We start from the raw sequence: 15395 nt of genomic DNA, 5'->3' as shown, positions 1-15395 counted from the left end.
CCTTTTCGGAAAAGGTGTAAGAAAAGCCATATAAATTAGTTGGTATATTTTTGTAGTTAAACTGGACGGAATCTAAACAATCATAGAAAATAGAAGAAGGTACAAAAAAGGATAATGTAATTACGTTTCAGCTGGAAAACCATTAAGGGAGGTTGTCATGGAATCAATTGTTTTGGAGTTACAGCGTGAAGCATATCAACATGATACTTCTGTTTCAATTTTACTTAGGAAGGCGTATACATTATCAAAAAAGTTAAGAGTTAATGAATTTGTGAGTTGGGTCAACTTGGAGTTGAATGGATACAAAAGCGTAGAAGATTTACCAGATTATCGAATAGTTCATGGGGAGACTAAAGCTTTAAATCCCTATCACGGTTATATCCCAGCGTATTTCCAACATGAAATGTCTGAAATGATTTCCAAACGAAATATTTTACAACCTATAACAGAAATTGAAACCTTGATAAAACAAGGAGACAAAAAAGATGGAATACTGATGTACAAGTTCCCTGCTAATGTACAGCAAAGTTTGATGAAAATGATGGAGTATCCATTAGAAGTATCACTGCATATTCCTACGTCGCAGTTTCAGAAAATAATTGAACGAGTTAGAAACATTATTCTGGAATGGACACTAAAATTAGAGGAAGAAGGAGTGTTTGGAGAAGGCATGACTTTTACTGATCGTGAAAAGGAGAAAGCAGTTAATAGTACAACTCCTATAATCAATATAATTGGAAACATGACCAACTCACAAATGCAACAAAACACAAGCAACTCGACACAGGCACTTAATGTAGGTGAACTTAAAAAAGAAGATCTGAAAACACTAATTAGTGAATTGAAAAGTTTTTCTGAAGAAGTAAAAGAGACTAAAATAAAAGAAGAGTTAATGTCTGAAATCGAAATTCTTGAGATTCAAGCCAAGTCTCCAAATCCGAAAAAGGGGATAATTGGCGAGACTTTAAAATCAATAAGGAATATAGCGGAAGGGACTACTGGCAGTCTTTTAGCTACTGCTATTCAAGAAAAAATTAAGTTAATTCTACCAATGCTTGGTGGATGAATTTTCTTTAAAATCATAATTAAACAAGTATGATAGCTGAAGGATATTTAGAAATAGACAATTTGAATATGAATTCAAGCCGAACAGAATTCAGACATTTGATCCTGAATTTGTTCGGCTTTTTCCTTTTATCAATTAACCCTGTCCCTCCTTGGGTTCTGTGAGAATGACAGGGGTTTGTATTCAGTAAATTACAACAGAGCGGTTTATGGTAAAAACGTGTCTTTTCGGGATAAATTAGCATACAAACCTCATCACTCTTTGATGATGAATCGCTATTATTTAATGAAATGGACCAAAGTTGAGTGGAGGGGACATTGTTTGAGTATTAGTAGATATCAGGTAGAGTCTGACCAGGAGTTTCATTTAAGAGCGGCATATTACGAATGTTGGAATCGTTTGATTTCGGCAATCAATCAATTGGATAATCAGGATTTAGTGCATTTATCTAATCCATTTCAAGTAAAAGCATTGCCTGCGTATAGAAAGGCCAAAAGAAAAGTGCTGTTTGTAGGTCAAGAGACGAACGGTTGGATTCATTCAAAACAACCTTAGACGCATTTAGAAGCCAAGATGAAGAGGTACGGCGGGACAACGTCGTTGATTATTTACAATGAATGTATGAGGACTTACGTTATCATCGAAAATTTGATCATACCTCGTTTTGGAAAGGGATGCGTAGGCTGTTTCAGGTAATATCACCTGATGATGGTGACGATGGTTTCTTACATACGGAGTTAGTTCGGTTTGATTATGCGAACAAAAGACAGCCTCAATCAATTGAAAGCCTACTCCAGAGAGAATACAATGTTTTACCAATGGAGATCAAAGCATTAGCACCTGAAGTAGTCGTGTTCTTGATGGGTCCCGATTATGACGATCGATTGAGAGCAACCTACGAGCGTGACGAGGAAGTGGATCTAGAGTCCGTTGCTCACTTTGCTTCTTCCTCCTTTGGAACGTTGATAAGGGCAACTTCCTTCCAAGTGATGCTGGCCGATTACAACGAAGAACCGAAACTCCGGTATAACGATAAAGCACTGGTACTGGCTGGTTGCCTTTAGGTGAATTCTTCGTGGATTCCAGAGAAAGGATTAACGGATTGCGTGAATCAGTCTCCAATCTTCGTCAGTGTATAGCCTTGTTCCGTCCCTTGGCGTTCCTACAACGTCACAGAGTGCCTTTACATAGAGACCTACTTTGCCTAATCCGTATATCTGTTCTTCCGCTTCCCATGCTGCGGATATGTGGTGTGTCCATTTTTTACAAGATGCGGGACGTGACTCTCAATACTTCTGTCTGTTGGATCGTATTTTTGCCATGTGATCATGATTCTTCCTCCCCCAATACAGCTAAAAGAGCAGCTTTACAACGATCTGAGGGACAACGGTCTCTCCGGTTTCGTCGATGGATGCGGCGAAGGCGATGTGGCTCTTCTACGAATATCCCGATACGAGCTTTCATTCGCTCAAACAGAAGTTCCTGGATATCCGCAAGCGTGTCTACAAGTACCCGCGTCTGGGGGACAAGGCCCAATTCGTGGCCATTCCGACCACGTCGGGCACAGGCTCGGAAGTGACTTCGTTCGCGGTCATTACCGACAAGAAGGAAGGGCATACCAAATATCCGCTGGCAGATTACGAGCTGACGCCGGACGTAGCGATTATCGATCCGGAGTTCGTCTATAGCTTACCGAAGACAGCGGTAGCGGATACCGGGATGGACGTGCTCACACACGCCATCGAGGCCTATGTCTCGGTTATGGCAAACGACTACACGGACGGTCTAGCGCTTCATGCCATTCGCTTGGTGTTCCAAAATCTAGAGAAGTCGTACCATTCTGCAGATCCGATCGCTCGCGAGAAAATGCATAATGCTTCCACGATCGCCGGGATGGCTTTTGCGAATGCATTCCTCGGCATCAACCATAGCTTGGCGCATAAGTGGGGCGGCCAATACCATACGGCGCATGGCCGGACGAACGCGATACTAATGCCGCACGTCATCCGTTATAATGCGCAGAAGCCAACCAAGTTCGCCTCGTTCCCGAAGTATGACCACTTCATTGCAGATGAGCGCTACGCGGAGATAGCCCGCATGCTGGGGCTGCCGGCGAAGACGACGGAAGAGGGCGTGAACAGCCTGATCGAGGCGGTGCGCAAGCTGAACCAGTCGCTTGGCATTCCGGAGAAATTCCAAGATCTAGGTTTCGATCCGGCCGATTTCGAAGCGCGCGTCGATTACCTCGCCGACCGGGCTTTCGAGGACCAATGCACAACGGCGAACCCTCGTATGCCCCTTGTGACGGAACTGGCGAACGTTTACCGGAATGCCTTCTACGGTAAATTCTAACTCTAGCAATTCTGACTATGGCTGCCGATCATCCAGATCGGCAGCTTTCTTTCTTAGTACGAGGTGTGATATTGCTCACTGCCCCTGCGATGAGCAGGCTGTAGAATAGACATCAGAAGGAGATGAATACAGTAGAGCAAAGAGCATTCGTCATGATTAGGCCTGACGGCGTGAAACGCGGCGAAGGAGAACCAGATATGAAAACCGAAACCGTTGATCAAAAGACCACTAAAAATTTATTGCAATTCTGCTACACTTGCGCGGAAGCTCACACCTGCGATACGGAGAAGAAATGCATCGATTGCTGGGAAGCTAACGGATTGTTGAACGATCAGGAGGAGGATAAGGCGGGCAGAGCGCTGACGACGGAGGAGCTTCTGGTCCTGTATGCCTTGTAAAACGTGACCTACGAAACAGATTTTCGTTTCATTAATTGCCGCGTAAATTCGCGGCTTTTTTTGTTGCTTGGGAATTGACGCACGCTGTGCCAATCTGGCCGAATAATGCGGCTGCACTTGTGTGTCACAATCTATTGAGATTCGCTGAATTTCCTTCAATCGCATGGCAACAACAGCAGCCACCGGAACATATCACTGCTTGGTACTTGCTTTCCTTTTCGATTCACTGTCGTGTAAGGGCGCTTCATCTAGATCCCCTATATCGAAATGGAGACTATTAGCGGCTCTTCGCCATTAGCAATGCTACTTGTCAATATAGGCTCTATGGATTTCCAGTAAACCTTTGAAAATCGGACAAGGGAATTGGTAGAGATGCTTCGCTCCACGTTCTCCCTCTATTGATGAATAATTTGCGGCAAACTGGCCATACTATGAGTTCGACAAGGGAATTGGTCAGCCTTGGAACAGGCTGTTTACGCCTTCAAGTAAGCCATTCGTTAGCTTGGAGGTGAACCAGCGAACAACCCCGTCGTAGTGGCTTTGCAGCATGCGGGCAACTTCGACCATTGGTGCGAGCTTGCGCTTAAGCCCCCATTGAATCCAGTCCTTCAGTACCATGGGCGCGATTACCGCCGGGTACCGATAGAATTCTTGTAGAATCAAACGCATCCGATGCATGGGACTCCAGTTGTTTCTTACACTCGTCCCATGTGCTCGAACCCTTGCCATTGGTTACACAGATCATGTTCTTCTGCTCGGGGTCCATAAAGATCGTGACGTTGTTATGCCCACGTTTGGCTGACGTCTCGTCGGTGTTTATTTTCGTCACGTAGGATAGGTCCTGTGCGGCGATGGCGTTATCCACATAATGATGCAACACCCGCCAGAGCCGCGTATCGTGCTCACCGACAAATCGACTTACCGCGTTCATCGGCATATTCTTGGCGAGCCCGAGCCCTATTCCTTTTGTTGTTTGTTGGGACTTACAACAATACAGGATTAGCAGATGTTTTTCCATTTTCATCCTTGGTTTATTTCGTCAAGCACTGATTTTTTGTTTTGAGCCTTAAATCAAGAACTATATCAAGAGAAGTTAGATAACTAAAGCGGTTCAAAACAGAAATCTGTGCAGCATTTTGAGAAGAGATTTCGTCTCGCTACGATCCGGACGCCTTCATCAATGCGACAGCATCATCCACGTTTATTCACCAATTATAACTAAACCGCGTAACCGGGCCTAACGCCCGGATACGCGGTTTTAATTTTTTAGAATGATTTTATGCGACGATCATCCCTATATTTATTGCCAGAATTAAGATAAAAGCTACTCCATAAATGCCCGCTTAAGCAAGCTGAGTAAGTCCGTCAGGGACAACGACCCAGAGTCAGAAGAACCCTGCAACCAATATCACTCCGTTTAGAAGTGTGGCCGCCAATAGAGTGGATTATAGCTGCCGTGTTTGAGGCCCCGCACGCTCATCATAGTTTGGATGGTTCCATCGTGAAAAGGAACACATCCATCGTCCTTTCTCCATTCTCGGAATGCCTCATGCACAGGCGTTTACGCTGTTAAACGTCTGGTCCATGCTTCAAATAAAAATACACTTAGAATTTGAACGAAGATCTTCCATTATCATTGCTCATCTGTTTTCCCATTTTACGAAATTCCCCAGGAGTTACGCCCTCTTTTTTCTTAAAACGGTCAATGAAATATGAAACATTTATATAGCCGGCTCCCGTTATAATATCTTTTATAGACTTATCCGTATGCATAAGCTCGTTTTTTACATGTTCGATGCGTAAATCAAATACGTAATCGGTAAACGTTGAACCCGTCAGGTCTTTAATTGAGCGACTGATAAATGATGGCGATAGAGATAATTCTTCCGCCATCTGACCTAAATTAAATTCATACAACAAATATCTATCGTGAATGTAACTCAAAATTCGATGACTTAATTCAGATAGCTCATCATTTTTTCGTTTTTTAATGTGGGAGCAAAGGTCGATAACACATTGAGTGATATCCTTCTCAAACTGGCTCATTGACTGCTGATTGATGAGTTGTTTAAAAGTTTCTAGGTGGTGAGGAAAATCTTGTGTATGAACTAGCTTGAAAATCGAATTGACAAGGTCAGATGTCATACACTTGGTCATCAGAAGCGATTTTTTTGTGTTAATTTCCTGGAGAATTTGTTTGAGTGATTCAAGAGCCAGCTGCTCATCACCTTGTTTAATCGACTGAAGTAAAGTGAGCCTGATATCAGTTGAGTACCAGCTAGTCGACTCTTCTTCATTCCAATTAACAACATCAATATAGTTAATAATACTTCCGGTTGAAAATTTAAGCTGGTATTCCTTAGCAGTCAGAGACTCAATATATGATCTGTGAATTCCAAGAAACATGCCGTAGACTCTGCCAATGCTAATGGTTGGAGCTGTTCCGATTTTACTAGTTATTATTTCTTGGATCTCTTTGACAATACTTTCGACCGTTCCTGAGTGCTGCAGAGCATTGTTGGATAACCCTACGATGCATGCAAATGTCCCACGACGATAAAATTCAATAGGATAAACAGAAATATTATTGCTGGAGAATTCAGAGAGACTATTGGATATATCTTGCGTCAAAGAAGTATCCGCTTCCTCGGTACTGAAACTGAATACGAAGTATGAATTACCACAAAGGACAACTTGATGTTCTTTCATGAATGCGCATACATCTAGTTCTGTTGAAAAATATCCATGGATAAGCTTAATGAGGAACTGATCCTGAATCAACTTCTTTTGATTCTCCATTTGGTACAATAAGGATTGCTGATTTTGAGTCATGTTTTCAAAAGAATGAGCTATATAATTAATTTCTGTATCGACGAGAGGGTGCGCCGCTTCAAGTTCCAACTGAATTTTTGAAATTAACTGCTGTATAGGTTTATAAAATCGCTTGGATAGCACAATAGCAACGGTGATTCCGATAAAAATTAATGATATTAAAATATACACGATCAGATTAGTGAGCTTAAGAACTTGTTGGTAGAACTGAGAGGTCGGCAGCAGAGTCATATAGGTCCACCCGGTTGCCTCCGACTTCACCCAGGTCACAGACATCGAATTAGATTCCATAATCATGGAAGATTGTTCACTATTAGAGGCTTGGACCAGCAGTTTTTTTATAAACTCATCAGTAAGTGCCAAATCATTGGCTTTAGATGTTAATAAGTTCTGATCCTGGTCAAATACGTACACCGCGCCTCTAAAATCTCCTAAAACCGGAGCCATCAATTTATATAGTCGCTGGCTGTCGAACAAATATAATACGATGCCATATGGGTTAAGCGACCGTACAGGAAATGGGATCCCAATCGTAATGATCTCTTTGGAAGTTTGGTTTGTTAAAACAGGCTCGGTTGGACGAACAAAGGGCCGTTTATTCCCTTTTAGGCTATTGATCCAATGCTCAGCTGTATCTGTTTTGTTCATATAATAATCTTTGATAAGTGAAGACAAACTGAACATAGCATTAGACGAATAAAAGTAACCGCTATCATATCTATGATAAAAAATTTCTTCGAAATAAGAAGAACTTGCTTTGTATTTTTGGATTTCTTTAATAATTTCCGTAGAGGCGTAGGTATCATCAAGTAAGTGAAAACTAGACAGGTCAGGATTCAAAGACATTAATACGGTGGTTTCCGTTAAGTCTAAAAATTGCTGATCCATAGAATCCAAGGCTAAATGAAGCCGGTTCAAATTAGTTTCTTCAATTTCTGTTCGAAGTGCGCTTACCGCACCTGTATATATAAAAATCCCTAAAATAGCCACAGGTATGCTAAACATTACAATGAAAGCGAGCAGGTATTTAGTGTATAGATTCCACCTCATGATTACACTCCCTTTCCGGGCTTTCAAGATTAACTATTATTGTATATGTATACTACGTGACAATAAAGGGGAAAATGACCTGATTTTGAAATCGAATATTTTAAATAAAGCAGATATTTAGAATTTCAGGGACTTAGAGCGTATTTGAAGGCAACATTTTTATCCGAGTATGGAGAAGAAGGCAGATATTTACTGCTTGATCCCTTAGATGCTACATTTGGAGCAAGCCATACAATGACAATAAGGAAAGGTGGTTCGAATAAATGAACAGTTATATAAAGATATGGAAAAAACAACTGAAGCGAAATTGGCACCTCTATTTGTTTGTCTTACCAACATTAATTTATTTCATTGTGTTCAACTATTTGCCAATGTATGGACTGCAGATTGCATTTAAGAATTTTTATCCTTCTCAAGGTATATTGGGTAGTGAATGGGTAGGTTTTGATCATTTTGAGCGTTTTTTCAACTCCCCTTCTTTCTGGACGATTATAAAAAACACTTTATCGATCAGCTTGTATGAGCTTATATTGTTTCCCTTACCGATCCTGTTCGCATTAGCGATCAATGAGCTGCGTAACGGAACATTCAAGAAGAGTGTACAGATCATAACTTATGCGCCGCATTTTATATCGGTAGTTGTAGTAGCGGGGATTATTGTTTCTTTAGTTCATCCAGCGACAGGGATCGTGAATAAAGGTATTGTCCTTCTTGGTGGAGAACCAATCAGCTTTATGACAGAACCGGCCTGGTTCAAATCCATTTACGTGTGGTCTGGGACATGGCAGCAATTAGGATGGAATTCTATTATTTATATAGCGGCATTAAGTGCAATTAATCCAGAGTTACACGAGGCTGCTACTATAGATGGCGCAACTCGGGTGCAACGAATTTGGAGTATCAACCTGCCTGGAATTATGCCGACGGTCATCATCCTGCTTATTTTAAGTATTGGCAACTTTATGTCTATAGGTTTCGAAAAAGTCTATTTGTTACAAAATCAGCTGAATATGGAATCATCTGAAGTCATTCAAACTTATGTTTATCGAAGCGGGTTACTACAAGCTCAGTATAGTTTTTCAGCAGCGGTGGGACTATTCAATTCGGTCATTAATTTAATATTGTTAGTTACAATAAATTCGATTGCTCGTAAAGTAAGTCAAACAAGCTTATGGTAACTTTCAATACATCAATTAACGACTATAAGGAGTGAAGGTACATGAAATCCTCTTTTGGGGACCAGGTATTTGAATGGAGCAATCGCTTTATTTTGTTTCTGGTAACGCTAGTTGTTTTGTATCCACTAGTCTATGTAGTTAGCGCATCCATCAGTGATCCCCAATATGTTAATACTGGTCAGATGTGGCTGTGGCCGATTGACATCACACTAGATGGTTATCGCAGGGTTCTGGATAATCCTGACATCTGGATCGGATATCGAAATACTATAATTTATACCCTGCTTGGAACGAGCCTCAATCTTTTGTTAACCATTCCTTGCGCATATGCTTTAGCTCGCAAAGATTTGTATGGGCGCAACGTTATTTCCGGAATTTTTCTGTTAACGATGTTTTTTAATGGTGGTCTGATTCCAACTTATCTCATAATTAAAAATCTCAATCTTCTTGATACTCCATGGGTGCTAATCGTAGTGGGGGGCGCTAGCGTCTGGAACCTTATCGTTGCACGTACTTTCTTTCAAAATACAATTCCTCGAGAACTCGAGGAGGCTGCTGAGGTTGACGGCTGTTCACATTTTTCTCTATTCTTACGCATCATTATTCCTATTTCAGGGCCTATTATTGCTGTTATGGCGTTGTTCTATGGTGTTGGTCACTGGAATCAATATTTTAATGCACTCATGTACCTGCAGGATCGATCGCTATTTCCGCTACAATTATTTTTAAGAGAAATTTTGATTGTCAATGAAATGAACGCCAATATGATGATGGATGGGGAATCTATGGCTGCTATGGCCGAACAGGCCAAGATAGCGGATATTATTAAATACGCCGTCATTATTATATCCGCGTTACCGTTGCTTATTCTGTATCCATTTCTTCAACGTTTCTTTATCAAAGGGATTTTAATTGGATCTATAAAAGGATAAACCGGCAAAGATTCAAGAAACATGATAGACAAATGGAGGAATGATATATGGAGTCTTATAGAAACGCTTCAACACCGATAGATGCTCGAGTTATAGATCTGCTGCAAAGAATGACATTGGTGGAAAAAGTCGTACAGACTTTATCTATAGGCAAAGTCGGTCAAAGCTTTGATGTCGAGCTTAATGAAGACGGGAGTCTTGAGGAAAGCTGTATTGAAGAAATCTATAAGCATGGCGCCGGCGCCATTCAGCTTCCCTTCAAGACCGACTCGATTGAAACAAGAATCAAGAAACTTAACGCGCTTCAGGACTATTATGTAAACAAAACAAGGCTAGGAATACCTGTAATGGCTCAAGAAGAATGTCTGCACGGACATCTCGCAAAGGATGCCACAAGCTTTCCCATCCCTATTGCTATGGCGAGTACATGGGATACGGAGCTAATTGAACGTGTATACTCCGCAATTGGGAAGGAAGCAAGGGTCAGAGGCGGGCATGAAGCGCATACGCCTGTGCTTGATCTTGCAAGAGATCCCCGTTGGGGAAGGACAGAGGAGACTTATGGTGAAGATACGTACCTTGTTACCCGAATGGGTGTTGCTGCAGTAAGAGGTTTACAAGGAACGGACGAGATCGTAAATCATGAGCATGTCGTCTCTGCACCAAAACATCTGGCTGGTTATGCACAATCTGATGGGGGGCGCAATTTTGCTCCAAGCAACATTCCCACTCGAGTGCTGAGGGACCAGATCCTTCCTCCGTTCAAGGCGGTGGTACAAGAAGCTGGAGCGCTCGGCATGATGCCTTCTCATAATGAGATCGATGGGATTCCTTGTCATGGCAACAGACAATTGCTTACCGAGATCCTGCGAGATGAATGGGGGTTTAACGGCATTGTTGTATCCGATTACTTCGACGCTTCCAGATTAGATATTTTGTTCCATGTTGTCAATAATTCGAAGGAAGCTGCAGTAAAAGCCTTAAAGGCAGGTTTGGACATGGATTTGCCTGGCGGAGGTTGCTATACCCAACTATTGGATGCCATAGCCGAAGATCCAGAGTTAGAAGATGTGCTGAATGTTACCGTGGCACGCATTTTACGAGTCAAGTTTTTGCTAGGGCTATTTGAGAATCCATATGTGGATGCAGAGCATGCCAAGCAAGTGATTAATTGTGAGCAGCATAAGAAGCTTGCCAAGGAAGCGGCAGACAAATCGATCACCCTGTTGAAAAATGAGGGCGGGCTGCTGCCTCTGAACAGGAATGAAATTCGCAAGCTTGCTGTAATTGGACCGAATGCACATCCGATCTGCACCGGCTCGTACAGTACAAAACCGAACAAAGGTATTAGTATTCTGGATGGGATTATAGCAAAAACAAATGGAGAACTGGAAGTGGCTTATGCAGTAGGTTGTGAAATTATAAAAGGGAAGGATGATAGCGGGGAAACGGAATTGGATCGACGTATGAATAATCCCCAATTAAGTACAGGGGATAAAAATGAAGCCTGGATTGTAGAGGCTGTCTCTGTAGCCAAGGAAAGTGACGTAGCCATCCTCTGTGTCGGCGGTAACACTTTAACCAGCAGAGAGGCTATATTCTTCAACGATGATAGAGGCGACAGATATGATCTTGACCTTCCCGGAGTTCAAAATGAACTGGTGAAAAGGATAGTCGAGACCGGGACGCCTACTGTTGTCCTGCTCATCAATGGAGGTCCGTTGACGATCAACTACATCGCGCAGCATGTGCCGGCAATCTTGGAGGGCTGGTATCTTGGGGAAGAGACAGGTCATGCGGTAGCAGATGTATTGTTCGGCGATGTGAATCCAAGCGGCAAGCTGCCTATTACTTTCCCTCGTTCAGTAGGACAATTGCCTGTGTATTACTCACAAAAACCAACGGGTTTATTCAAAAAATATTTATTTGCCGAGCATGATGAGCCGCTGTTCTCTTTCGGTACGGGATTAAGTTATACAACATTTCAATATCGTCATTTGCAATTAAGCTCTATTACGATGGCGATGAACGGTAGCGTCACCGTATCTGTCGAAGTCAGCAATACGGGTGAGTACGCAGGGGATGAAATTGTGCAATTGTATATTGCAGACCTGGTGAGCTCTGTCACAAGACCTGTTCAAGAATTAAAAGGCTTCATGCGCATTACACTCCAGCCAGGTGAAGCACAAACAGTTGCTTTCCGCATTGATCCCTCTATGCTGAGCTTTACAGGAGAGGACTATGAAATCACTGTGGAGCCTGGCGCATTCAAAATTATGGTGGGTTCAAGCTCGAAGCATTACGAATCTATCGTTCTGAATGTGATAGAAGAGGAGAAAACGAACGATGCATAATAAGGGCAGCTTCCATCCATACGACTTGCGCTGCGAATATAAAGTAAATTACCTTGGGCTGGGCGAGCGCAGCCCAAGGTTCAGCTGGAAGCTTCATGCAGAAGGACGGGATGTGCGGCAATCCGCCTACAGGCTGCAAGTATCGACTGGAGGGCAGGAAATATGGGACACAGGTAAGATTATTTCTGATCAGTCCCTGCATATCACGTATGCGGGACCTGCTCTTGGCTCAAGAACGCGCTATGAAATCCGTGTCAAGGTTTGGAATCAGCATGGCCAAGAATCGGATTGGAGTGAGGCGGCATACGGTGAGACAGGGCTGTTGGATCAAGATGAATGGCGAGCATCATGGATAACTGCCAGATTCGAGCAATCAGAGCCCTGTCAACTGCTGCGCAAGCTATTCACATTAGGCGATAACATCGTTTCGGCCCGACTGTATGCAACAAGTCTTGGCGTATACAGGGTGTATGTTAATGGGGAGTCCGCTGATGACACCTTATTTGCACCCGGATGGACTAGCTACAACAAGAGGCTGCAGTACCAAACCTATGATGTAGCTAAGCTGCTTGCAAGTGGAGAGAATACAATTGGCGTCATGCTGGGCAATGGCTGGTATATGGGCAATTTGGGCTGGAATGGATTAAGTCAGCTGTATGGCAATGAACGCGCTGCATTACTGCAGCTTCACGTCCAATATAAGGATGGCAGAGAAGAAGTGATTGTCTCGGATGATTCCTGGAGAGCCAGCAAGAGCGCTTTGCTTATGTCCGAGCTGTATCACGGCGAATATTACGATGCACGGCTCGAAAGCAAGGGTTGGCATAACAAAGGGTTCGACGACAGTGAATGGACCCAAGTATCGCTGCTAGATTATGGATATGATACTTTGATCGCGCAAGAAGGCGAGCCGGTTCGAATCGTGGAGGAACTGCAGCCAGTCCAAGTGCTTCGTACTCCTAATGGGGAAACAGTCGTTGATTTTGGCCAGAACATGGTTGGGTGGGTGCAGTTTGCGGTAGAGGCGGAAGAGGGTCATACCGTTGTGATCCGTCACGCAGAAGTGTTGGATAATGACGGTAATTTCTATACGAGCAACCTGCGAACAGCGAAACAAACCATCACATACATCTGCAGAGGTGATCAAGTAGAGCGTTATGAGCCTTATTTTTCATTCCAAGGCTTCCGCTATATTCAGGTTGAAGGTATTCGGCCGGAGCTTATTGCAACCCGTGTTGTTGCTAAAGTCATTCATAGCGATATGGATCAAACAGGGACGTTCGAATGCTCTGACGAGCTGGTGAATCAGCTGCAGCGAAATATTGTATGGGGGCAAAAAGGGAATTTTCTTGACATTCCAACCGACTGTCCGCAGCGTGATGAAAGGATGGGCTGGACGGGTGATGCGCAGGTGTTCATGCGGACAGCTGCATTCAATATGAATGTAGCGCCTTTCTTCACCAAATGGCTAAAGGACCTTGCAGCCGATCAGCTTCCAGATGGCGGCGTACCATTTGTAATCCCCGATGTGCTTCGCGGAAGGCATTCATCGGCAGCCTGGGGAGATGCAGCCGTTATATGTCCTTGGGTGCTGTATGAACGATACGGGGATCGGCGAGTGCTGGAACAGCAATATGAGAGCATGGTGAAATGGGTTGAGTATATTCGGTCGCAAGGCGAGCAAGAGCATTTATGGAATACGGGCTTTCATTTCGGCGATTGGCTTGCAATGGATGCCCCCAATGGAAGCCGTGTAGGGTCAACACCTAAGGATTTGATTGCGACAGCCTTCTATGCGTATTGTTCCGCACTGCTGGCGAAGACGGCGGCAGTGCTTAACAAGCTCGAGGACGAAGTGCGTTATACAGAGCTAAGCGAACGAGTAACCGAGCAATTCCGGAGGGAGTTTGTAACCCCGAATGGCCGGTTGGCCTCCCCAACTCAAACGGCCTATGTACTGGCTCTCATGTTTGATTTGTTGGAAGAGAAGCATAGGCCGCAGGCAGCCGCTGTTCTGGCTAGTTATGTGGAGGAGCAGAACGTTCGTTTGACAACAGGCTTTGTAGGCACCCCTTATCTCTGCCTGGCCTTGTCCAAGCATGGATATACGGATCTGGCCTATAAGCTGGTTCTCCAGCGCGAGTATCCGTCATGGCTGTACCCGATTTCCAAAGGAGCAACAACGATTTGGGAGCATTGGGACGGCATTAAGCCTGACGGCTCGTTATGCGAGGATCCTATGAACTCTTATAATCATTATGCCTATGGCTCAGTCGGAGAGTGGTTATACAGAATTGCGGCGGGACTCGATACAGATGTGCAGAATCCAGGCTACAAGAAGGTGCGCATAGCGCCTCAGATTTCGGAAGCGATCAGCTATGCCCGAGCATCCTATAGCTCTATGTATGGGATGGTAGCATCAGGCTGGGAGCGGCTGGAGGACCGCAGAATGAAGGTGAAGGTGGTCATTCCGCCGAATACGGAGGCGTCTGTGATGCTGCCTGGCGCAGCAATGGGTCAAGTAGTGGAATCAGCGGTTCCTGTCGCCTATGCCGCAGGCGTACACTCGGTACGGCAGACAGAAGCCGGTGTACAGCTTGAGGTAGGATCAGGAGAATATGAGTTTCTATATGTCTTCAAATAAAAGGAATAATGGAGGAGACTATGACACGTAAAAACATTCTGTTCTTATTCACGGATCAGCAGCGTTATGACACGATTGAAGCGCATGGCAATCCTATTATTAACTATTATTAAGACACCTGCTTTAAATCGATTGGTCGAGACAGGCGTTACCTTCACGCGTGCGTATTCATCCTGTCCGGTTTGTGTGCCTGCGCGGTATGCCATGATGACGGGGCAGCTGCCGCACCGTACCGATTGTACGGCAAATGAGAGAATGCCAGAAGGACGCCAAAGCTTTATGGAGATTTTGTCTCAGAACGGTTATCAGACGCATGGCGTTGGCAAAATGCACTTCACCTTTGCCGAGCAAGGTGCGGAGGCGCTCTGGGGCTTCGAGTCACGGGATATTAGCGAAGAGGGGAGGGGCGAGGACGATTTCAAGCGTTATCTGAACCAGAACGGATACCAGCATGTTCATGATCCGCAGGGGGTCCGGAGCGAGATGTATTACATTCCTCAGCCATATCAAACCACGTCCGCCCTTTGAGACACCTACTCCATGGAACAAGCTATACCGAGCGCTTGAGATGTCTCTGCCTAAACGGCCT

The 15395-nt window shown here is 44.0% G+C and carries 10 protein-coding genes and 2 pseudogenes; 10 read left to right on the top strand and 2 right to left on the bottom strand.

From position 1 onward, the window contains the following. Positions 1-157: 157 nt before the first annotated feature. The 5 genes and pseudogenes from ACH6EH_RS11530 (at position 158) to ACH6EH_RS11510 (ending at position 3816) form a co-directional block, all read left to right on the top strand. Positions 158-1066 carry an AbiTii domain-containing protein gene (locus ACH6EH_RS11530; RefSeq protein ID WP_397332417.1) on the top strand — a complete coding sequence of 303 codons (909 nt, stop codon included), beginning with the start codon at positions 158-160 and terminating at the stop codon, positions 1064-1066. 321 nt (positions 1067-1387) lie between these two features. Beyond that, positions 1388-1621: a hypothetical protein gene (locus ACH6EH_RS11525; RefSeq protein WP_397332416.1), complete on the top strand. Its 234-nt coding sequence runs from the start codon at positions 1388-1390 to the stop codon at positions 1619-1621. A gap of 62 nt (positions 1622-1683) precedes the next feature. Beyond that, positions 1684-2130 carry a hypothetical protein gene (locus ACH6EH_RS11520; protein WP_397332415.1) on the top strand — a complete coding sequence of 149 codons (447 nt, stop codon included), beginning with the start codon at positions 1684-1686 and terminating at the stop codon, positions 2128-2130. A gap of 337 nt (positions 2131-2467) precedes the next feature. Beyond that, positions 2468-3418 (top strand): annotated as a pseudogene (locus ACH6EH_RS11515) (iron-containing alcohol dehydrogenase); the annotation flags it as partial. Between the two features lie 152 nt (positions 3419-3570). Further along, complete coding sequence (locus ACH6EH_RS11510; protein ID WP_397332413.1) at positions 3571-3816, top strand: hypothetical protein; 246 nt, start codon at positions 3571-3573, stop codon at positions 3814-3816. 459 nt (positions 3817-4275) lie between these two features. Here the strand turns inward: ACH6EH_RS11510 and ACH6EH_RS11500 are convergent. Together ACH6EH_RS11500 and ACH6EH_RS11495 are read right to left on the bottom strand one after the other, a co-directional pair. Beyond that, a pseudogene (locus ACH6EH_RS11500) lies at positions 4276-4771 on the bottom strand (transposase); the annotation flags it as partial. Positions 4772-5421: 650 nt separating this feature from the next. After that, the gene (locus ACH6EH_RS11495; RefSeq protein WP_138224606.1) at positions 5422-7698 is read right to left on the bottom strand and encodes a helix-turn-helix domain-containing protein; all 2277 of its coding nucleotides are present in this window, start codon (positions 7696-7698) and stop codon (positions 5422-5424) included. A gap of 263 nt (positions 7699-7961) precedes the next feature. On the opposite strand from ACH6EH_RS11495, the gene ACH6EH_RS11490 reads away from it, so the two are divergent. The 5 genes from ACH6EH_RS11490 to ACH6EH_RS11470 all read left to right on the top strand — a co-directional run bounded on the left by ACH6EH_RS11490 (position 7962) and on the right by ACH6EH_RS11470 (position 15334). Then, on the top strand, positions 7962-8876 hold the full coding sequence (locus ACH6EH_RS11490) for an ABC transporter permease (RefSeq protein ID WP_138224607.1): 915 nt from the start codon (positions 7962-7964) through the stop codon (positions 8874-8876). 41 nt (positions 8877-8917) lie between these two features. Further along, complete coding sequence (locus tag ACH6EH_RS11485) at positions 8918-9808, top strand: carbohydrate ABC transporter permease (protein ID WP_138224608.1); 891 nt, start codon at positions 8918-8920, stop codon at positions 9806-9808. 47 nt (positions 9809-9855) lie between these two features. Then, the gene (locus ACH6EH_RS11480) at positions 9856-12162 is read left to right on the top strand and encodes a glycoside hydrolase family 3 N-terminal domain-containing protein (RefSeq protein WP_138224609.1); all 2307 of its coding nucleotides are present in this window, start codon (positions 9856-9858) and stop codon (positions 12160-12162) included. Beyond that, a complete protein-coding gene (locus ACH6EH_RS11475; protein ID WP_138224610.1) occupies positions 12155-14806 on the top strand; it encodes an alpha-L-rhamnosidase in 2652 nt (883 codons plus the stop codon). Before ACH6EH_RS11480 ends, ACH6EH_RS11475 begins: the two co-directional genes overlap by 8 nt. Before the next feature lie 84 nt (positions 14807-14890). Continuing rightward, the gene (locus ACH6EH_RS11470; protein WP_397332411.1) at positions 14891-15334 is read left to right on the top strand and encodes a sulfatase-like hydrolase/transferase; all 444 of its coding nucleotides are present in this window, start codon (positions 14891-14893) and stop codon (positions 15332-15334) included. Positions 15335-15395: the final 61 nt, after the last annotated feature.

The sequence above is a fragment of the Paenibacillus sp. JSM ZJ436 genome (assembly GCF_044383795.1).
Lineage (GTDB): Bacteria > Bacillota > Bacilli > Paenibacillales > Paenibacillaceae > Paenibacillus_AQ > Paenibacillus_AQ algicola.
This window is presented reverse-complemented; position numbering and strand designations above follow the sequence as displayed.